Raw genomic sequence first — 18,620 nt, 5'->3', positions numbered from 1 at the left:
TGCATGAGCGCGCAGATACAAGCACGCGCACGAAACCACGCGCATGAAAAAGGCGGCTTGCGCCGCCCCTTCCATTGTCAGCAGTCGGGCCGGTCAGAGGCTCGACTCGGTCTCCAGTCGACCGCTGACCGTTTTGCGCGCCCGCCTTGGCCCCAGCCACAGCGAGAGCACGAACAGCGCGATCATGAAGGCACCGGCGGCGAAGATCGTATCGCCCGGTACCCGCAGCCAGACCAGCACATCGATGATCGGACGGGTCATGAACTCGGCCGAACGTGCGTACCAGTAACCGTTCTCCAGGTTGGCTTCCAGCTGCAGAACGCCCATCGGCAGCAGGGTCAGCGTCATCATCAGCAGCAGGCCGATGTTGAGCGCCCAGAAGCCGCTGCGCAGCAGTCCCTCGCGCCAGACCAGGTCCGGCTTGAGGCCACGCAGGCAGTACAGCATCAGGCCGATGCCGAGCATGCCGTACACGCCAAACAGCGCGGTATGGCCGTGGGCGGCGGTCAGGTTGGTGCCCTGCATGTAGAACAGCGCCAGCGGGGTGTTGATCAGGAAGCCCAGCAGGCCCGCACCGATCAGGTTCCAGAAGCTCACCGCCAGGAAGAACATGATCGGCCACTTGTACTGCTGCATCCATGGCGTGGCGCGGCTGCTCTTCCAGGTCTCGTGCGCCTCCAGGCCGATCAAGGCCAGTGGCACCACTTCCAGCGCGGAAATGCTCGCGCCCAGCGCGATCACCCCGGTGGTGACGCCGGCGAAGTACAGGTGGTGGAACATGCCCAGCACGCCGCCGGCCATGAACACGATGGTCGCGAACAGCACGTTGATCGTCGCCGAGCGCCCGCGCACCAGGCCGAGCTTGACGAAGATGAAGCTGATCACCGCGACGGCGAACACCTCGAAGAAGCCCTCCACCCACAGGTGGACGATCCAGAACTTCCAGTAGGTGACGATCGAGATGTGGGTGTTTTCCTTCCACATCAGGCCGGCGGCATACAGGATGCCGATGGCGACGGTGGACAGGAACAACAGGCCCGCGATCGAGGAGGTCTGGTTCTTGGCCCGCATCGCCGGCCACAGGGCGCGACCGACGAGGGTCAGCCACAGCATCAGTCCGATGAACAGGTAGATCTGCCAGAAACGGCCGATGTCGACGTATTCCCAGCCCTGGTGGCCAAACCAGAAGTTCGGGATCTTGCCCAGCTTGCCCATCACCGCCATCCACTGGCCGGCAAACGCGCCCACGACAATGATGATCAGGCTGATGAAGAGGAAGTTGACGCCGAATTTCTGGTATTTCGGCTCATGCCCGGAAATCGCCGGCCCCAGGTACAGGCCGGTGGCCAGCCACGCGGTCGCAATCCACAGGATCGCCAGCTGCGTGTGCCAGCTGCGGGTAACCGCATACGGCAGCCACTCGGAGAGGGCGAACCCGTAGGCCTCCTGGCCCTCGACCTGGTAGTGCGCGGTGGTCGCGCCCATCAGGATCTGCACCAGGAACAGGGCCATCACCAACCAGAAGTACTTGGCGGTGGCACGCATGGACGGGGTCACGACGATCGCCCGCGCCGGATCCTGGGCGGGTGGTGCCAGCGGCTTTTCCTTGCCGTGATACGCGGCGTAGTGCCACGACAGCAAACCGATGCCGGCGATCATGAACAGGATCGAGAACATCGACCACATGAAGCTGCTGGCGGTCGGCGTGTTGCCTACCAGCGGTTCGTGCGGGAAATTGTTGGTGTAGGACTTGACGTCGTCGGGACGGTTGGTGGCGGTCGCCCACGAGGCCCAGAAGAAGAAGCCCGTCATCAGGCGGCGGTTGTTCTCGTCCGGCACCGGGTTCTCGCGGATCGCATAGGCCTCGCGCAGTTCCTGCGTGGCCGGATCGTTGGAGAACACGCTCATGTAGTGGGCGGCGACCTGCGAGATCGCCTGCGCGCGCTCGTCGCTGACCACGATGGAGCCGGTCTGGGGATCGTAGGTGTTGGCCCGGATCTCGGGCTTGATCTCCGCGTGCAGCTTGGCCTGCTCGCTCTCGTTGAGTTGCTCGTAGGGCATGCCGAACTCGATCCGCGAACGGATATCGAGCATCGCCACGACTTCCTTGTGCAGCCACTCGGCCGACCAGTCGGGAGCGACGAGCGCACCGTGGCCCCAGATCGAGCCGCTCTGCTGGCCGCCCATCTCCTGCCAGACGCGTCGTCCGGCCTCGATGTCAGCCCTGGTGTAGAGCACCTCGCCACTTTCGGTGACCACCTGCTCGGGCATCGGCGGCGCCGTCTGATACAGGTCCTTGCCGATCCACAACATGATGCCGAAACTGACGATGAGCAGGGCCCCCAGGCCCAGCCATAGTCGCCTCGTTATCTGCACGCTTTTTGGTTCCATCAATGCTTCTCCCGGATAATGGCCGCCATATTGGCCAGTCGGGGTTCAGGTCTCGTTGACCTGGATCAAGCGCCCAACCCGCGGGACCATGGACGCATTCCATCAGGTCTCCGTGAGCCGCTGCAGGCAGACTGTCGAGCCGGGATAAATCGCGCTTGGACCAGGCGTAAGGGCTATGGCGAAACCCTCGCTCCCGCCGCCAACGGTGCCGGGTGCTTCGGGCATGCGCAACCCCGCCGGCCGCATAGTGCGACCGGCGTGCATTAATCACTTGGGAAGGCACGCGCGTGGAAGCGGTGCGTCAACGGTGCAGAACGGGATCGGCGAGGGCGGCCAGCTGGTCGCGGTCAAGCAGTTCCACTTCACGGCGGTCGACCAGCAGCAAACCGTCTTTCTGGAAGCGGCGCAGCACCCGGCTCACCGTCTCCGGCGCCAGGCGCAGGTAGTTGGCAATGTCGGTGCGCGCCATCGTCAGCTGGAAGCGGTTGGCGGAGAAGCCGCGTGCCGCCAGCCGTCGGGACAGGCCGATCAGGAAGGCGGCCATGCGCTGGTCGGCCGACCAGTCGCCGGCGAGCAGCGCAGCGCGACCGATGTCGCGGCTGAGCAGCCGGAACAGGTGGCGTTGCAGTCCCGGCAACTTGCTCGCCAGCACCGCGATCTTCGGGAACGAGAACCGACACAGCATCGCCGTGTCCAAGGCGACCGCGTTGCAGGGGTAGGTCTCGCCATCGATCGCGTCCAGGCCGATGACCTCGCCCGGCAGGTGGAAGCCGAGCACGTGCTCGCGGCCGTCGCGGTCGATCATGTAGGTCTTCACAGTGCCGGCGCGGACCGCGGCGATCGCCTCGAAGGGGTCGCCTTCGCGGAAGATGTGCTCGCCGGCGTGGAACGGACCGACGTGCTCGACGAGCACGTGCAGGTCCATCAGCGAGCGCTTGTCCATGCCCTCGGCCAGGCAGGCCTGGGAGAACGCGCAGGTCGAGCAGAACGTCAGCTCATCGCCGTCGTCCGCCATCGTGGTCGCGTCCTGCCGCGGGAACGCGGTCGGGCTCACGCGCGCCTCCACGCCGCGTCTAGATGGCGCGGGAGAAGCGGGGCGAGGCGGTCGGTCGGGTCAGGTAGTGGTCGAAGCACATCGCTATGTTACGCAGCAACAGGCGTCCGCGCGACGTTGCGGTGATGCGGGACGGCTCCACCTTGACCAGACCGTCGGCGACCAGTGGCTCCAGCTGGGCGATCGCGTCGGCGAAGTAGTCGTGGAAGTCGATCAGGTAGCGCCGTTCCAGCGCGTCGATCGGGATCTCGCCCTGACACATCAACCGCTGGATGACGTCCGCGCGCAGCTGGTCGTCCTCGCTCAGGCGCATGCCGCGGAACACCGGCAGGCGGCCCTCGTCCAGCGCGATCTGCCAGCTCGGCAGGTCTCGCGGGTTCTGGCTGAAGCTGTCGCCGATATGGCTGATGGCGCTGACGCCCAGCCCAATCAGGTCGGTATCGGAATGGGTGGTGTAGCCCATGAAGTTGCGGTGCAGCCCGCCGCGGTCCTGCGCGGTCGCCAGGTCATCCTCGGGCAGCGCGAAATGGTCCATGCCGACATAGGAATAGCCGGCATCGGTGAGCTTCTCGATGGCCAGCTGCAGCAGCCCCAGCTTGACCTCCGGCGAAGGCAGGTCCTCGGCGTTGATCTGGCCCTGGGCCTTGAACAGGTCGGGCAGGTGGGCGTAGCTGTACACCGCCAGCCGGTCCGGACGCACTTTGATGACCGTGTCGAGGGTCTTGGAGAAGCCTTCCAGCGACTGCTTGGGCAGGCCGTAGATCAAATCCACGTTGACCGAGCGCATGCCGCTCTGACGACAGGCATCGATGATCGCGACGGTCTCCTCGACCGACTGGATCCGGTTGACGGCCTGCTGCACGGCCGGGTCGAAGTCCTGCACGCCCAGGCTGGCGCGGTTGAAGCCGATCGCGGCCAGTTCGGCGATGTCGGCGGGCTTGACGAACCGCGGGTCCAGCTCGATCGAGAGGTCGCGCTTGGGCGAGTCGGAAAAATGGAAATGGCTGCGCAGCGAGTCCACCACTTCGCCCAGCTGCACCGGGGAGAGGAAGTTCGGCGTCCCGCCGCCGAAGTGCAGCTGGATGACCTCGCGGTCGCGGTCGAACATCGCCGCCGTCATCGCGATTTCGCGGTACAGGCGCACCAGGTAGGTCTCCCCACGCGCCAGGTCGCGGGTGATGATCCGGTTGCAGCCGCAGTAGAAGCACGGACTCATGCAGAACGGCACGTGCACGTACAACGACAGCCGGCGCGGGATCGGATCGCCATTGCTCGCCAGGATGGCCTCGCGCAGCGCCTCCTCACCGAAGTCGGCGGAGAATTGCGGCGCGGTCGGGTACGAGGTGTACCGCGGACCGGGCCGGTCGTAGCGCTGCAACAGCGACGCGTCGAATTGGAGGGGACTGGACATGACGCTCAGGTTACGTAGCGCCCACCGCCGGTGCCTTGATCGGGGTCAAACGGAGCCGTGCAAATACCTGGAAGCGGCGCACGATGTCGTATCGTTGTGGTCGACCCGCGGTAAGCGGGCTGAAAGGTCGGAGGACCTATGGCATTGGGAGACGGCCCTTGGGTAATGGTGGTCGAGGATGACAACGAACTGCGTGAGGTGATTCTGGCGCCCGTATTGGCGAACGCGGGGTTCAACGTTGCCACCGCGCCCAGCGCGCTGGAAATGTATCGAGCGATGGTGGGCCGCGAGTTTGATTTCTTCGTGCTAGACGTCGGGCTGCCGGACGAAGACGGGTTCAGCATTGTCACGCACCTTCGTGGCCTCACCCGGGCGGGATTGGTATTGCTTACCGGACGCGCATCATCCTCCGACAAGGTGCGCGGTCTCGACGGCGGCGCCGATGCCTACCTCACCAAGCCCGTCGATCCGACCGTGTTGGTTGCGACTCTGCGCAGCATCGGTCGACGCGCGGCTTCAGACGGTGCCAGGCCGGCGGACATTGAAAGCAAGCAACACGCTGATGGCTGGACTTTCGACCTGGACCGCTGGCGTCTGCTCGCTCCGGGCGGCGGCACCGTCAAGCTTTCGGTCGCCGAGCGCGAGCTGCTCGCACTACTGGTGGGTGCTGCCGGCGAAGTGGTACCCCGAAAACGCATACTCGACAGTCTTGCCAGCAAGATCGCGGGGTTCGAGGAAGAGCGGCTGGAAATGCTGATCTTCCGGTTGCGCCGCAAAGCCAATACAGCTGCGGCGGGCAGGGAGCTTCCAATCCATACCGTGCGCGGAGTTGGCTACGTTTTAGCCAGCTGAGTAAAACAACGGAACACTATTTCCCTCTATTTCCGATTATTGCCCAACCTTACTTTTGCCCACCAAGGGGTGATCAAGTGAGATTTTGTTTTGTGATGCGCGTCTATATGCTGCATCGCAAAACCGGGGGGTGGCGCTGCGTCCTGCGGCGCTAGAGGGATATCCATCGGCCTCGATGGCCGCAATCACCCTGGTTGACCAGTTGCTCGGGAGCTCTAGAGCCCCCGAACACCGGCGTGCCTGTGCGCGCTGGATCGAAAAAACAGGATGAGAGTGAGATGGGTAAGGAATTATTCAGAGGCTGCCAGATCGGCGAGCTCGAGTCATGCGTCTCTGGACGTTTGCCAGCAGGAGTGCGCTCGATGCCCTCGCGTATGAGCAGCCTGCTCAGATCTGCTGCGCTCGTGCTGACCCTGTTGGTCTCGTTCCCGGCATCCGCCGAACTGATCCAGCGTCACAGCTTCAACGCGCCAGGCAACATCGAGATGATCGGCAACGCCTTGTTGTCATGTGAAACGGGAAGCGTCAATTGCGCCGCCCACCGCGAGAGCAGCACGACTGGCGGCAATGCAAATCGTCAAATGCGCTACGTCAACATAGACCCGAGCGCTGGCGGCACCAATTCATCAATGGCGACCTTGACACTTCCCCCGGGCGCTGAGGTGCTCTCGGCGGGTTTGTATTGGGGCGGTCGCGCCGGCAACACGGATCCTGCCCGGCGTAATATCAAGCTTCGAGTTGCCAACTCGGGGCTTTACCAGACAGTAAGTGCGGCAGCGGCGGACCTGCACACCTTCAATTCGCAAGGCGAGGCAAACTCCAATCGCCCGTATCACGCATATGCAGACGTCACCATCCATGTAAAGGCGGCGGGGTCCGGCGACTACTATGTAGCCGGTCTGACCGCGCTGGAGGGCGGCACGGGCAGCGGGCTGGGCTACTACGGTGGCTGGTCGCTGATCGTCACATACAAGGACATTGCGCAGCCGTTCCGGCGGCTCATGGTGTTTGATGGTAACGCCGGATATGTGGGCGGTACTACTCAAGCATCAGTTTCCGTCAGCGGCTTGCTCACCCCGACCTGGGGCGCCTTCAATGCATATATGGGTGCTCTGGTATGGGAGGGTGACGGAAACCTCAGCGGAGACCAATTCCTGTTCAACGGCGCGGCCGTCTCGGATGCAGTCAATCCAGCGAACAACTTCTGGAACAGCAGCATCAGCCGACTCGGTACACGTATATCAGCCAAGAATCCGGACTACGTTAACCAGTTTGCGGTCGATATCGACTTTGTCGATATCTCGGGGCTGCTGACGAATGGTGACACCGGTGCGACGCTGGGCTTTACCAGTTCGCAGGACGCATATTTCCCGCATGCACTGGTGTTTGTGACCGACCTGTTTGTTCCCAATCTGGTGACATCGCTGCAGAAGAGCGTAGTTGACGTCAATGGCGGCGCCGTGCAGTTGGGCGATGAGCTGGAGTACACAGTTTCCTTTAATAACACCGGAAAGGATGGCGCGACGAAGGTAGCTTTGATCGATCCGATCCCCGCAGGCACAACCTACGTGCCGGCATCCATGACGGTTCTGACGAACTCAGGAGGTGCATTCACCGGTCCAGTGACAGACGGACCAGGCGATGACATCGCCGAGTTTGACGGCAATCAGGTGGTATTCCGGCTTGGTTCCGGCGCGACGACTACCGAAGGTGGTCTTGTCCTTCCCAACGAGGGTGCAAGCGTACGTTTCCGGGTGAAGGTCGACGCCGACCCGACGCTTGTTAACACCAGTATCACCAACACAGCTAAAGTTTCGCACTACGCGCAGACGCTGGTTGCGCCAGATCCGTTTGAAGGCGAGTCCTCGACGGTATCAGGCCCAGTGCTGGGCCAGCCGTCGTTGTCGTCGATCAAGGCTATGACGTCGAATGATGACGAGGATGGATCGGGCTCGGTCAGCGTCGGCGACACACTGAATTACACAGTGACGGTTACCAATGACGGTGACTTCAGCCTCACCAATGTCGTGGTCACCGATGAGCTGATCACCCCGTCGAGCCAAACGTGCGCGACCTTGTCGCCCACGGCCCCCAATAACACTTGTGTGCTGTCCGGCACCTACGTGGTTACCCAGGCCGACGCCGACCTGGGGTACGTGCGCAATACCGCGGTTGTGCGGAGCCAGGAAATCTGTCCGGCGGATTCCGTCGAGCCCAAGTGCAATCCAACGCTCGATGTTCCGGTGCCGCCAACCCCCGAACTCAGCCTGGTGAAGAGCGGTGTGGCCAACGGCAACGCCGTGGGCGAGACCATTGCCTACAGCTTCCTGGTCACCAACACCGGCAACGTGACCCTGACCGGTATTGCGGTCAACGATCCGCTGCTGGCCGTGGCCCCGGTCTGCCCGGTGACCACGCTGGCCCCGGGTGCGAGCACGACCTGCACGGGCAGCTACACCCTGACCCAGGCCGATATCGACGCCGGCCAGGTGATCAACAGCGCGACTGCGGGCGGCACGCCGCCGGCAACCCCGGGCAATCCGACGCCGCCGCCGGTGGACACGCCGCCGTCGACGACGACCACCCCGATCACCCCGGACGCATCGCTGACGCTGGTGAAGACCGCCGGCACGCCGAGCGGCAACGCCGTGGGCGACACCATTGCCTACAGCTTCCTGGTCACCAACACCGGCAACGTGACGATCAACGATCTGGTCGTGAGCGACCCCCTGCTGGCCGTGGCCCCGGTCTGCCCGGTGACCACGCTGGCCCCGGGTGCGAGCACGACCTGCACGGGCAGCTACACCCTGACCCAGACCGACATCGACGCCGGCCAGGTGATCAACAGCGCGACTGCGGGCGGTACGCCGCCGGCAACCCCGGGCAATCCGACGCCGCCGCCGGTGGACACGCCGCCGTCGACGACGACCACCCCGATCACCCCGGACGCATCGCTGACGCTGGTGAAGACCGCCGGCACGCCGAGCGGCAACGCCGTGGGCGAGACCATTGCCTACAGCTTCCTGGTGACCAACACCGGCAACGTGACGATCGGCGATCTGGTCGTGAGCGATCCGCTGCTGGCCGTGGCCCCGGTGTGCCCGGTGACCACGCTGGCGCCGGGTGCGAGTACGACCTGCACGGGCAGCTACACCCTGAGCCAGGCCGATATCGACGCCGGCCAGGTGATCAACAGCGCGACTGCGGGCGGCACGCCGCCGGCAACCCCGGGCAATCCGACGCCGCCGCCGGTGGACACGCCGCCGTCCACGACGACCACCCCGATCACCCCGAACGCGGCGCTGACCTTGCTCAAGACCGCCGGCACGCCGAGCGGCAACGCCGTGGGCGAGACCATTGCCTACAGCTTCCTGGTGACCAACACCGGCAACGTGACCCTGACCGGTATTGCGGTCAACGATCCGCTGCTGGCCGTGGCTCCGGTCTGCCCGGTGACCACGCTGGCCCCGGGTGCGAGCACGACCTGCACGGGCAGCTACACCCTGACCCAGACCGACATCGACGCCGGCCAGGTGATCAACAGCGCGACTGCGGGCGGTACGCCGCCGGCAACCCCGGGCAATCCGACGCCGCCGCCGGTGGACACGCCGCCGTCCACGACGACCACCCCGATCACCCCGAACGCGGCGCTGACCTTGCTCAAGACCGCCGGCACGCCGAGCGGCAACGCCGTGGGCGAGACCATTGCCTACAGCTTCCTGGTGACCAACACCGGCAACGTGACCCTGACCGGTATTGCGGTCAACGATCCGCTGCTGGCCGTGGCTCCGGTCTGCCCGGTGACCACGCTGGCCCCGGGTGCGAGCACGACCTGCACGGGCAGCTACACCCTGACCCAGACCGACATCGACGCCGGCCAGGTGATCAACAGCGCGACTGCGGGCGGTACGCCGCCGGCAACCCCGGGCAATCCGACGCCGCCGCCGGTGGACACGCCACCGTCGACGACGACCACCCCGATCACCCCGAACGCGGCGCTGACGCTGGTGAAGACCGCCGGCACGCCGAGCGGCAACGCTGTGGGCGAGACCATTGCCTACAGCTTCCTGGTGACCAACACCGGCAACGTGACGATCGGCGATCTGGTCGTGAGCGATCCGCTGCTGGCCGTGGCCCCGGTGTGCCCGGTGACCACGCTGGCGCCGGGTGCGAGTACGACCTGCACGGGCAACTACACCCTGACCCAGGCCGATATCGATAATGGCGAGGTCGTGAACAGCGCGACTGCGGGCGGTACGCCGCCGGCAACCCCGGGCAATCCGACGCCGCCGCCGGTGGACACGCCGCCGTCGACGACGACCACCCCGATCACCCCGGACGCATCGCTGACGCTGGTGAAGACCGCCGGCACGCCGAGCGGCAACGCCGTGGGCGAGACCATTGCCTACAGCTTCCTGGTGACCAACACCGGCAACGTGACCCTGACCGGTATTGCGGTCAACGATCCGCTGCTGGCCGTGGCCCCGGTCTGCCCGGTGACCACGCTGGCCCCGGGTGCGAGCACGACCTGCACGGGCAGCTACACCCTGACCCAGGCCGATATCGATAATGGCGAGGTCGTGAACAGCGCGACCGCGGGCGGCACGCCGCCGACAACCCCGGGCAATCCGACGCCGCCGCCGGTGGACACGCCGCCGTCCACGACGACCACCCCGATCACCCCGGACGCGGCGCTGACGCTGGTGAAGACCGCCGGCACGCCGAGCGGCAACGCCGTGGGCGACACCATTGCCTACAGCTTCCTGGTCACCAACACCGGCAACGTGACCCTGACCGGTATTGCGGTCAACGATCCGCTGCTGGCCGTGGCCCCGGTCTGCCCGGTGACCACGCTGGCCCCGGGTGCGAGCACGACCTGCACGGGCAGCTACACCCTGACCCAGGCCGATATCGATAATGGCGAGGTCGTGAACAGCGCGACCGCGGGCGGCACGCCGCCGGCAACCCCGGGCAATCCGACGCCGCCGCCGGTGGATACGCCACCGTCGACGACGACCACCCCGATCACCCCGAACGCGGCGCTGACGCTGGTGAAGACCGCCGGCACGCCGAGCGGCAACGCTGTGGGCGAGACCATTGCCTACAGCTTCCTGGTGACCAACACCGGCAACGTGACCCTGACCGGTATTGCGGTCAACGATCCGCTGCTGGCCGTGGCCCCGGTCTGCCCGGTGACCACGCTGGCCCCGGGTGCGAGCACGACCTGCACGGGCAGCTACACCCTGACCCAGGCCGATATCGATAATGGCGAGGTCGTGAACAGCGCGACCGCGGGCGGCACGCCGCCGACAACCCCGGGCAATCCGACGCCGCCGCCGGTGGACACGCCGCCGTCCACGACGACCACCCCGATCACCCCGAACGCGGCGCTGACGCTGGTGAAGACCGCCGGCACGCCGAGCGGCAACGCCGTGGGCGACACCATTGCCTACAGCTTCCTGGTGACCAACACCGGCAACGTGACCCTGACCGGTATTGCGGTCAACGATCCGCTGCTGGCCGTGGCCCCGGTCTGCCCGGTGACCACGCTGGCCCCGGGTGCGAGCACGACCTGCACGGGCAGCTACACCCTGACCCAGGCCGATATCGATAATGGCGAGGTCGTGAACAGCGCGACCGCGGGCGGCACGCCGCCGACAACCCCGGGCAATCCGACGCCGCCGCCGGTGGACACGCCGCCGTCCACGACGACCACCCCGATCACCCCGAACGCGGCGCTGACGCTGGTGAAGACCGCCGGCACGCCGAGCGGCAACGCCGTGGGCGACACCATTGCCTACAGCTTCCTGGTCACCAACACCGGCAACGTGACCCTGACCGGTATTGCGGTCAACGATCCGCTGCTGGCCGTGGCCCCGGTCTGCCCGGTGACCACGCTGGCCCCGGGTGCGAGCACGACCTGCACGGGCAGCTACACCCTGACCCAGGCCGATATCGATAATGGCGAGGTCGTGAACAGCGCGACCGCGGGCGGCACGCCGCCGACAACCCCGGGCAATCCGACGCCGCCGCCGGTGGACACGCCGCCGTCGACGACGACCACCCCGATCACCCCGAACGCGGCGCTGACGCTGGTGAAGACCGCCGGCACGCCGAGCGGCAACGCCGTGGGCGACACCATTGCCTACAGCTTCCTGGTCACCAACACCGGCAACGTGACGATCAACGATCTGGTCGTGAGCGACCCCCTGCTGGCCGTGGCCCCGGTCTGCCCGGTGACCACGCTGGCCCCGGGTGCGAGCACGACCTGCACGGGCAGCTACACCCTGACCCAGGCCGACATCGATAATGGCGACGTCGTGAACAGCGCGACTGCGGGCGGCACGCCGCCGGGCAACGATCCGATCGACAGCCCGCCGTCGACAACGACCACGGTGATCGACGCGGAGCCCGCCGTCGTCTCGACAAAGGTGAATTCGGCCAATGCCGACGAGGACCAGAGCGGCACGGTGACGGTCGGCGACACGTTGACCTACACCATCACTGTGACCAACACCGGCAATGTGACGTTGACCGATGTGGAAGTGGCTGATGCGAAGATCACGCCTGCATCGATCACCTGTCCCGCGCTTGAGCTAGGAGCGGCATGCGCGCTGTCAGGCAGCTATGTGGTCACCGCGGCTGATGCTCAAGCGGGTGTGGTGATCAACACCGCGGTCATCTCGGATGGCGCCGCGTGCACCATTGGGTCCACGGCCGCCGAGTGCAATCCGGGCGTGGAGGTGTTGGTTGTCACCCCGCAGATCGACGCGGACGATGACAGCGACACCACGCCGCAGAACACCCCGGTCACCACCGCGACCCTACGCAACGACCTGCTCAACGGTTCGCCGATCGACCCGAGTGACGTTGTGGTGACGGTCGTGCGCCAGCCCGGCAACGGTACGGTCGTGATTAACCCCGATGGGACGATCACCTACACGCCGCTTCCGGGTTATTCGGGCACCGATACCTACGAGTACCGGATCTGCGAGGCGGTCAATCCGTCCAACTGCGCGGTCGCGACCGTGACCATCACGATCCTGCCGAACGTGGTCGTGGCCATCGACGATGAGGACAGCACCGAGGTGGATACGCCGGTCACGATCCGCGTGCCCGACAACGACACCTCCACCGGTGCGCCGCTGGATCCGTCGTCGGTGACCCAGCTGAGCCCGCCGTCCAACGGCAGCATCACGATCAACGACGACGGCAGCATCGTCTACCTGCCCAACCCGGGCTTCACCGGCGAGGACCGCTACGTCTACAGGATCTGCGACACCTCGGTGCCCACGCCGGTCTGCGACGACGCCACCGTCCTGGTCACGACCACCGGCCAGGCCGCACTGCGTCTGGTGAAGACCGCCAGCGTCCGCGAAGTCAAGGTCGGCGACCTGGTGCGCTACACGCTCGACATCGAAAATGTGGGCGCCGCGAACGTTGCCGCAGTGTCGGTGCTGGACACGCCGCCGGCCGGATTCACCTACGTGGAGGGCTCGCTGACGGTCGCTGATGGCGACAACGCCGGCACCGTCAGTGGCCAGAATCCGCTCCTCTTCGACGGGCTGGACATCGCCGCTGGGCGTAAGGCCACGTTGGTCTATCTGATGCGGGTCGGCGCGGGTGTCCGTCCGGGCAACCACGTCAATCAGGCTCAGGCCTTCGCAGCCGATGGGAACACACCGTTGTCCAACGTGGCGACCGCCGAAGTGTCGCTCGCAGCCGATCCATTGCTGGATGACAGCCTGCTGATGGGTACGGTCTTTGGCGACCGCGACGGCGATGGCTGGCAGGACAGCGCCACGCTTGACGCCGTCACCGTGCAGGGCGGGTTTGCCGCCTCGGCCTATATCGCCGGCTCCACCACGATCGATCGCGGCCAGGGCCCGGTTGCCGATCCCGACGCGAGCGCGCCGCTGCTGCACGGCATTCGTGTCGGCCAGCTCAGCGGTCGTGCCTCCGAGGCCGATCCGGCGTCGGCGCATCGGGTGGTGATCAGTCAGCGCCTCTCGGAGCCGACTTTCACCGGCGACTTCGTGCTGACGAGCAAGCAGGGCGCGACCGTACGCATGGACGCCGCCGGCAAGACGACGGTCGAGCATCACGGCCAAGCCGCCAAGGGCCTGAGCTCGGCGGCTCCAACGGTCGAGCGTCGCGTCGCGAAGGTCGCGGACGGTTACGTGGTGGACTACGTGATCACCAACACCGGCATCGACGAGCGCGGCATCCCCGGCGTGCGCATCGCCTCGGTGGAAGGTCTGCTGATCGAGACCGACCAGTACGGCCGCTATCACCTGGCGGGCATGGCCGGTGGTGAGTGGGCGCGTGGACGCAATTTCATCCTCAAGGTGGATCCGTCGACGTTGCCGGCCGGTGCACAGTTCACCACGGCCAACCCGCTGGTTCGCCGCATCACCCCGGGGCTGCCGGTGCGCTTTGACTTCGGCGTCAAATTGCCGGTCGAGCTGATCCCCGGCGGTGAGCAGCGCATCGAGGTGATCCTGGAGGAGATGCTGTTCGCTCCGGGCAGCGCCGAGGTGAACCCAAGCTACCTGCCAACCATTGCGGACCTGGCGGACAAGCTGGTCCAGCACGATGGCGGCGAAATCGCGATCCAGGCGAGCGGTGCCGACGGCCTGGCGCTGGCACGGGCATCGGCCGTCAAGGCACTGCTGATCGGCCCGCTGCCGGACGACGTGGCCGCAAAAACGACCCTCTCGATGCGCGAGGACGTGGCAGATGAAACCTCGACGCTGGTCGGCCTGCAGGGCGATGAGCTGTTGCTGGGGACGGTGCTGTTCGATACCGACAAGTCCACCGTCCGGCCGCAGTTTGCTGCGTTGATCGAAGAGGTTGCCGCTGCATTGGAGCAGCGCGGCGGCGGCACGGTCGTGCTGGTTGGCCACACCGACGTGCGCGGATCTGCGGACTACAACCGTGCCCTTGGCCTGCGCCGTGCCACCGCGGTCTACGAAGCGATAGCACGCCACCTGAGTCCGGAGGTCCGCGCGGGTCTGCGGGTCGAGGCCAGCAATGACGCGGCAGCCCCTGCCGCCGGCAACAAGTGAGGGGCGGATCATGAGCATGCAAATGAAACTGTTGGATTACACCCTGATCACCCTGCTGGCGGGAATGGCGTCCACCGCCTCAGCTCAGCAGGCAGCGCCGGATGCGGCCAATGACGCGGATGACGCGCCGGTCGCGGTGGAGTGCGGCGCGGACGGTTGCCGCACTGACGAAGGCCTGCTGTTCAAGTTGCGCACCCGCGGTCTGGCCGAACCGGTGACCGAGGGTACCGGCGTGCGATCGTCCTCCGAGGCGCTCGCGCCGGACCGTCGCGTGTCCGTCGGCCTGGTCGCGCCCGGCAAGGCGCAGGTGAGCGGCAAGTTCAGCATGGCGCTGCCCAATGGGGGCGTGATCTGGGCCACCGAGGACCCGACGCTTGGCCAACCGGAACTCTCGATCTCTGCCCCGTCCATGGTCCCCTTCGATGGTGAGCGCATCACCAGGCCGGTGGCGTTTTACGTGCGCAGCAACTATCCCGCGTTCATTGATCGCTATGAGCTGACAATTTACCGGGCGGCCGACGGCGACCTGATCGATCCGCTGACCCAGGTGGCCATCGACGTGGCTGCCGTCTCCAATGCCGACTGGGACGGCGCGCTGCCCTCGAAGTTCCGCTTCCGCAAGGGCGACGAGCTGGTTTACGTGTTGCGTGCCTACGACAAGGACGGTCGCTTCGACGAAACCCAGCCGCGCACCCTGCAGCTGGTCAGCGAGGAAGAAGCCTCGCGCGGAGCGAGCCAGATCCGCGACAGCCTGGAAAAATCCCTGGGCACCGCCTTGAGCGTGGAGCAGGCGCAAACGCAAAGCCTGGTGGATCGGGTGTTTGCCGGTGATGGGCTGCGCCAGCAGAACATCCCCATTCGCGGCTCGCGCATCCGCCTGCAAGGCCGCAACCTGCCGCAGGACCATGCCCTCAAGATCAACGGCGAGCGCTACCCGGTCGATCTGGAGCGCAAGTTCGTCGCCGAGTTCCTCGCCCCGGTGGGTCAGCACCCGTTCGAGATCGCGTTGGACGGTGGCGCTCAGCCGCTGCGTCACACCCTGGATGTCGACGTGTCGGGCAAGTACCTGTTCGCCGTCGCGCTGGCCGATGTCACCATCGCCCAGAACAACGTGAGAGGGTCGACGACGCCGTTCGATAATGACCGTCGCTACGACGACGACATCCTTGCCGATGGCCGGCTGGCGTTCTATGCCAAGGGCAAGTTCGACGGCAAATACCTCGTCACTGCGCAGGCCGACACCACCCAGCGGGACGTGAAGCAGCTGTTCACCGGCTTCACCAGCGCCGACCCGCAGGACATCTTCCGTCGTCTCGATCCGGACATGGTTTACCCGACCTACGGAGACGATTCGACCACCTATCGCGACGTCGACACGATGGGGCGTTTCTACCTGCGTGCCGACTGGGACAAGAACCAGGCCTTGTGGGGCAACTACTCGACCGGATTCACCGGCACCCAGTACGGCCAGTACGTGCGCTCGCTGTATGGCGCGGCGCTGGATTGGCGTTCCCTGGCCAACAACGTCTGGGGCGACCCGACCACTCAGGTGCGCGTTTTTGGCTCAGAGGCGCAGACGGCTCCGGGCCACAGCGAGTTCATCGGCACCGGCGGCAGCCTGTACTACCTGCGCCACACCGACGTGCTGCCCGGTTCGGACATCGTCGTGCTGGAAGTGCGTGACCGCACCACGGGCCGGGTGGAAAGCCGCATCGACCTGCTGCGTGGCGCCGACTACGAGATCGACGAACTGCAGGGCCGCTTGCTGCTGACCCGGCCGCTGGCCCAACTGACGCGTGAGAACATCCCGACGCTGACCCGCGACTACCCGCTGGACGGATTTGAACAGCGCCTTCTGGTCGACTACGAATGGGTGCCGACCAGCTTCGACGCCGACCAGGTGGCGGCCGGGTTCCGCGGCAAGCACTGGTTTGGCGACCACGTGGGAGTCGGCCTGACCTACGTCGACGAGAGCCGTGCAGGCGACGACTACACCCTCGCCGGTGCCGATCTCACCCTGCAGGCGGGCAAAGGCACCTACCTGAAGCTGGAGCACACCCGTACCGAGTCCACCAGCGCGCCGGTGTTCTTTTCCGACAACGGCGGCTTCACCTTCACCCAGCTCAACCCGGTCGGTCCCCGCACCGGCGAGGCCAGCGCCGTGGATGCACGGGCGAACTTCAAGGAGCTGGGGGTGACCGACCGCGACTGGAGCGCGGGTGCGTGGTGGCGGCGCGTGGATGCCGGCTACTCGGTCTCCCGTTTTGACATCGGCGCCGATATCAAGGAGGTCGGAGCCGAATTGGCTGGCGAGCTGAGCGGGTCGCTGGGCATCTACGCCCGCGCCAGCCGCGCCGAGCGGGGCGCGGAAAGCCTGACCCAGGCCCAGCTGACGGCGGAGTGGCGCATCGATGAGGACCGCACCCTCAGCGGCGAGGTGCGCAGGGTCGATGAGAAGCGCGGCAGCGGCGATGCCAATGGCACCCTGGGTGCATTGAAGTACGCCCAGCGTTTCGGGACTTCGTTGGAGCTCTACGGCACCGCACAGCTCACCCTGGATGACGACAGCGGCCGTTACGCTGACAACGATGCGTTGACCCTCGGTGGCAAGTACCTGTTTGGCGATCTGTCCACCGTCGGCGCGGAGCTCACCACCGGTGATCGTGGCGACTCGGCGCAGGTCGATGCCGAATATCGCATCGATACCGATCACAGCCTCTACGGCGCCTACACCTACTCGACCGACCGCACCGAGTACGACCCGCTGTTCAACACCAACCGGCAGAACGGCTGGACGCTCGGCCAGCGTTGGCGCCTGTCCAACCAGGTGAACCTGTTCAACGAGAGCCAGTTCCTGAAGACGCCCAGCGCGTCCGGCCTGGCGCACACATTCGGGATGGATCTCTATCCGGCCCAGGGCTGGAACACCGGTTTCACACTGCAACAGGGTGACCTGACCAATGCCGATGGTGGCAACGTCGACCGCCGCGCCGTCAGCATCAATGGCGGGCGCACCTCGCCGGGCACCGACTGGCAGAGCAAGCTGGAGTGGCGTCGCGACACCGGTGCCGAGCAGCGCGAGCAGTGGGTGACCACGAACCGCCTGATGCACAAGCTCAATGAAAGCCTCAGCCTGGCCGCGCGGGCGAATTATTCCGAGACCACGGACAAGCTTGATTCCGCCGCCGGTGCCCGCTTTGCCGAAGCCAACCTGGGCTTCGCCTACCGTCCGTGGAACAGCACTCGGTGGGGTCTGTTCGGCCGGTATACCTACCTCTACGACCTGTCGACACTGGGTCAGGTGGGCGGCGCGGACTACGACCAGCGCTCGCAGATCCTCTCGCTGGAAGGCGTCTACAAGCAGGATCAGCACTGGGAGTACGCCGCCAAGCTGGCCCGTCGCGCAGGCGAAGTCCGTTACGGTCGCGGCACGGGCGCGTGGGCGGATTCGGCGACGACGTTCGCCGCCGGCCAGGTCCGCTACGAGCTGATCCAGAAGTGGCACGCGCTGGCCGAGTATCGCTGGCTCGATGTGGACAACGGTGGCACCAGGCAGGGTTGGCTGGCGGGAGTGGACCGTGACATCAACCGCAACTTCCGCTTGGGGGTCGGTTACAACTTCACCGACTTCAGCGATGACCTGACCAACTTCGACTACGATCACAAGGGCTGGTTCATCAACCTGGTCGGCAGCTACTGACACAGGAGGGTTGACGCCGCGAGCGCTTCGATGGGTCCCGCGGTGCGCAAGCCCGACCGGCAACGGATGACCGCATCGCGCGGCCGGGCTAGCCTATGGTGCTTCGAGGTCGGCGCGAGTCAGGCGCTCGCCGCATCCACTGCC

6 protein-coding genes are annotated in these 18,620 nt (G+C 65.8%); 3 read left to right on the top strand and 3 right to left on the bottom strand.

Translation table 11 applies throughout. From position 1 onward, the window contains the following. Window positions 1-93 precede the first annotated feature (93 nt). The 3 genes from INQ42_RS10820 to hemN all read right to left on the bottom strand — a co-directional run bounded on the left by INQ42_RS10820 (window position 94) and on the right by hemN (window position 4,856). Entirely contained in the window at window positions 94-2,376 is a 2,283-nt protein-coding gene (locus INQ42_RS10820) for a nitric-oxide reductase large subunit (RefSeq protein ID WP_194035868.1), read from the bottom strand. 316 nt (window positions 2,377-2,692) lie between these two features. Then, a complete protein-coding gene (locus INQ42_RS10815; RefSeq protein ID WP_194035867.1) occupies window positions 2,693-3,406 on the bottom strand; it encodes a helix-turn-helix domain-containing protein in 714 nt (237 codons plus the stop codon). 58 nt (window positions 3,407-3,464) lie between these two features. Continuing rightward, a complete protein-coding gene (gene hemN, locus INQ42_RS10810) occupies window positions 3,465-4,856 on the bottom strand; it encodes an oxygen-independent coproporphyrinogen III oxidase (protein ID WP_194034272.1) in 1,392 nt (463 codons plus the stop codon). A gap of 138 nt (window positions 4,857-4,994) precedes the next feature. Between hemN and INQ42_RS10805 the strand changes: the two genes are divergently transcribed. The 3 genes from INQ42_RS10805 to INQ42_RS10795 all read left to right on the top strand — a co-directional run bounded on the left by INQ42_RS10805 (window position 4,995) and on the right by INQ42_RS10795 (window position 18,476). After that, window positions 4,995-5,708 carry a response regulator transcription factor gene (locus tag INQ42_RS10805; protein WP_194034271.1) on the top strand — a complete coding sequence of 238 codons (714 nt, stop codon included), beginning with the start codon at window positions 4,995-4,997 and terminating at the stop codon, window positions 5,706-5,708. A 362-nt stretch (window positions 5,709-6,070) separates the two neighbouring features. Continuing rightward, on the top strand, window positions 6,071-14,776 hold the full coding sequence (locus INQ42_RS10800) for a DUF7507 domain-containing protein (protein WP_194034270.1): 8,706 nt from the start codon (window positions 6,071-6,073) through the stop codon (window positions 14,774-14,776). 22 nt (window positions 14,777-14,798) lie between these two features. Further along, window positions 14,799-18,476, top strand: coding sequence for a TonB-dependent receptor (locus tag INQ42_RS10795; protein ID WP_194034269.1), 3,678 nt, complete (start codon window positions 14,799-14,801; stop codon window positions 18,474-18,476). Window positions 18,477-18,620 lie beyond the last annotated feature (144 nt).

This window comes from Lysobacter avium, from assembly GCF_015209745.1.
In the GTDB taxonomy this organism is placed as follows: domain Bacteria; phylum Pseudomonadota; class Gammaproteobacteria; order Xanthomonadales; family Xanthomonadaceae; genus Novilysobacter; species Novilysobacter avium.
The sequence above is the reverse complement of the archived record's forward strand: the minus strand, read 5'-3'. Positions and strand labels throughout refer to the sequence as shown.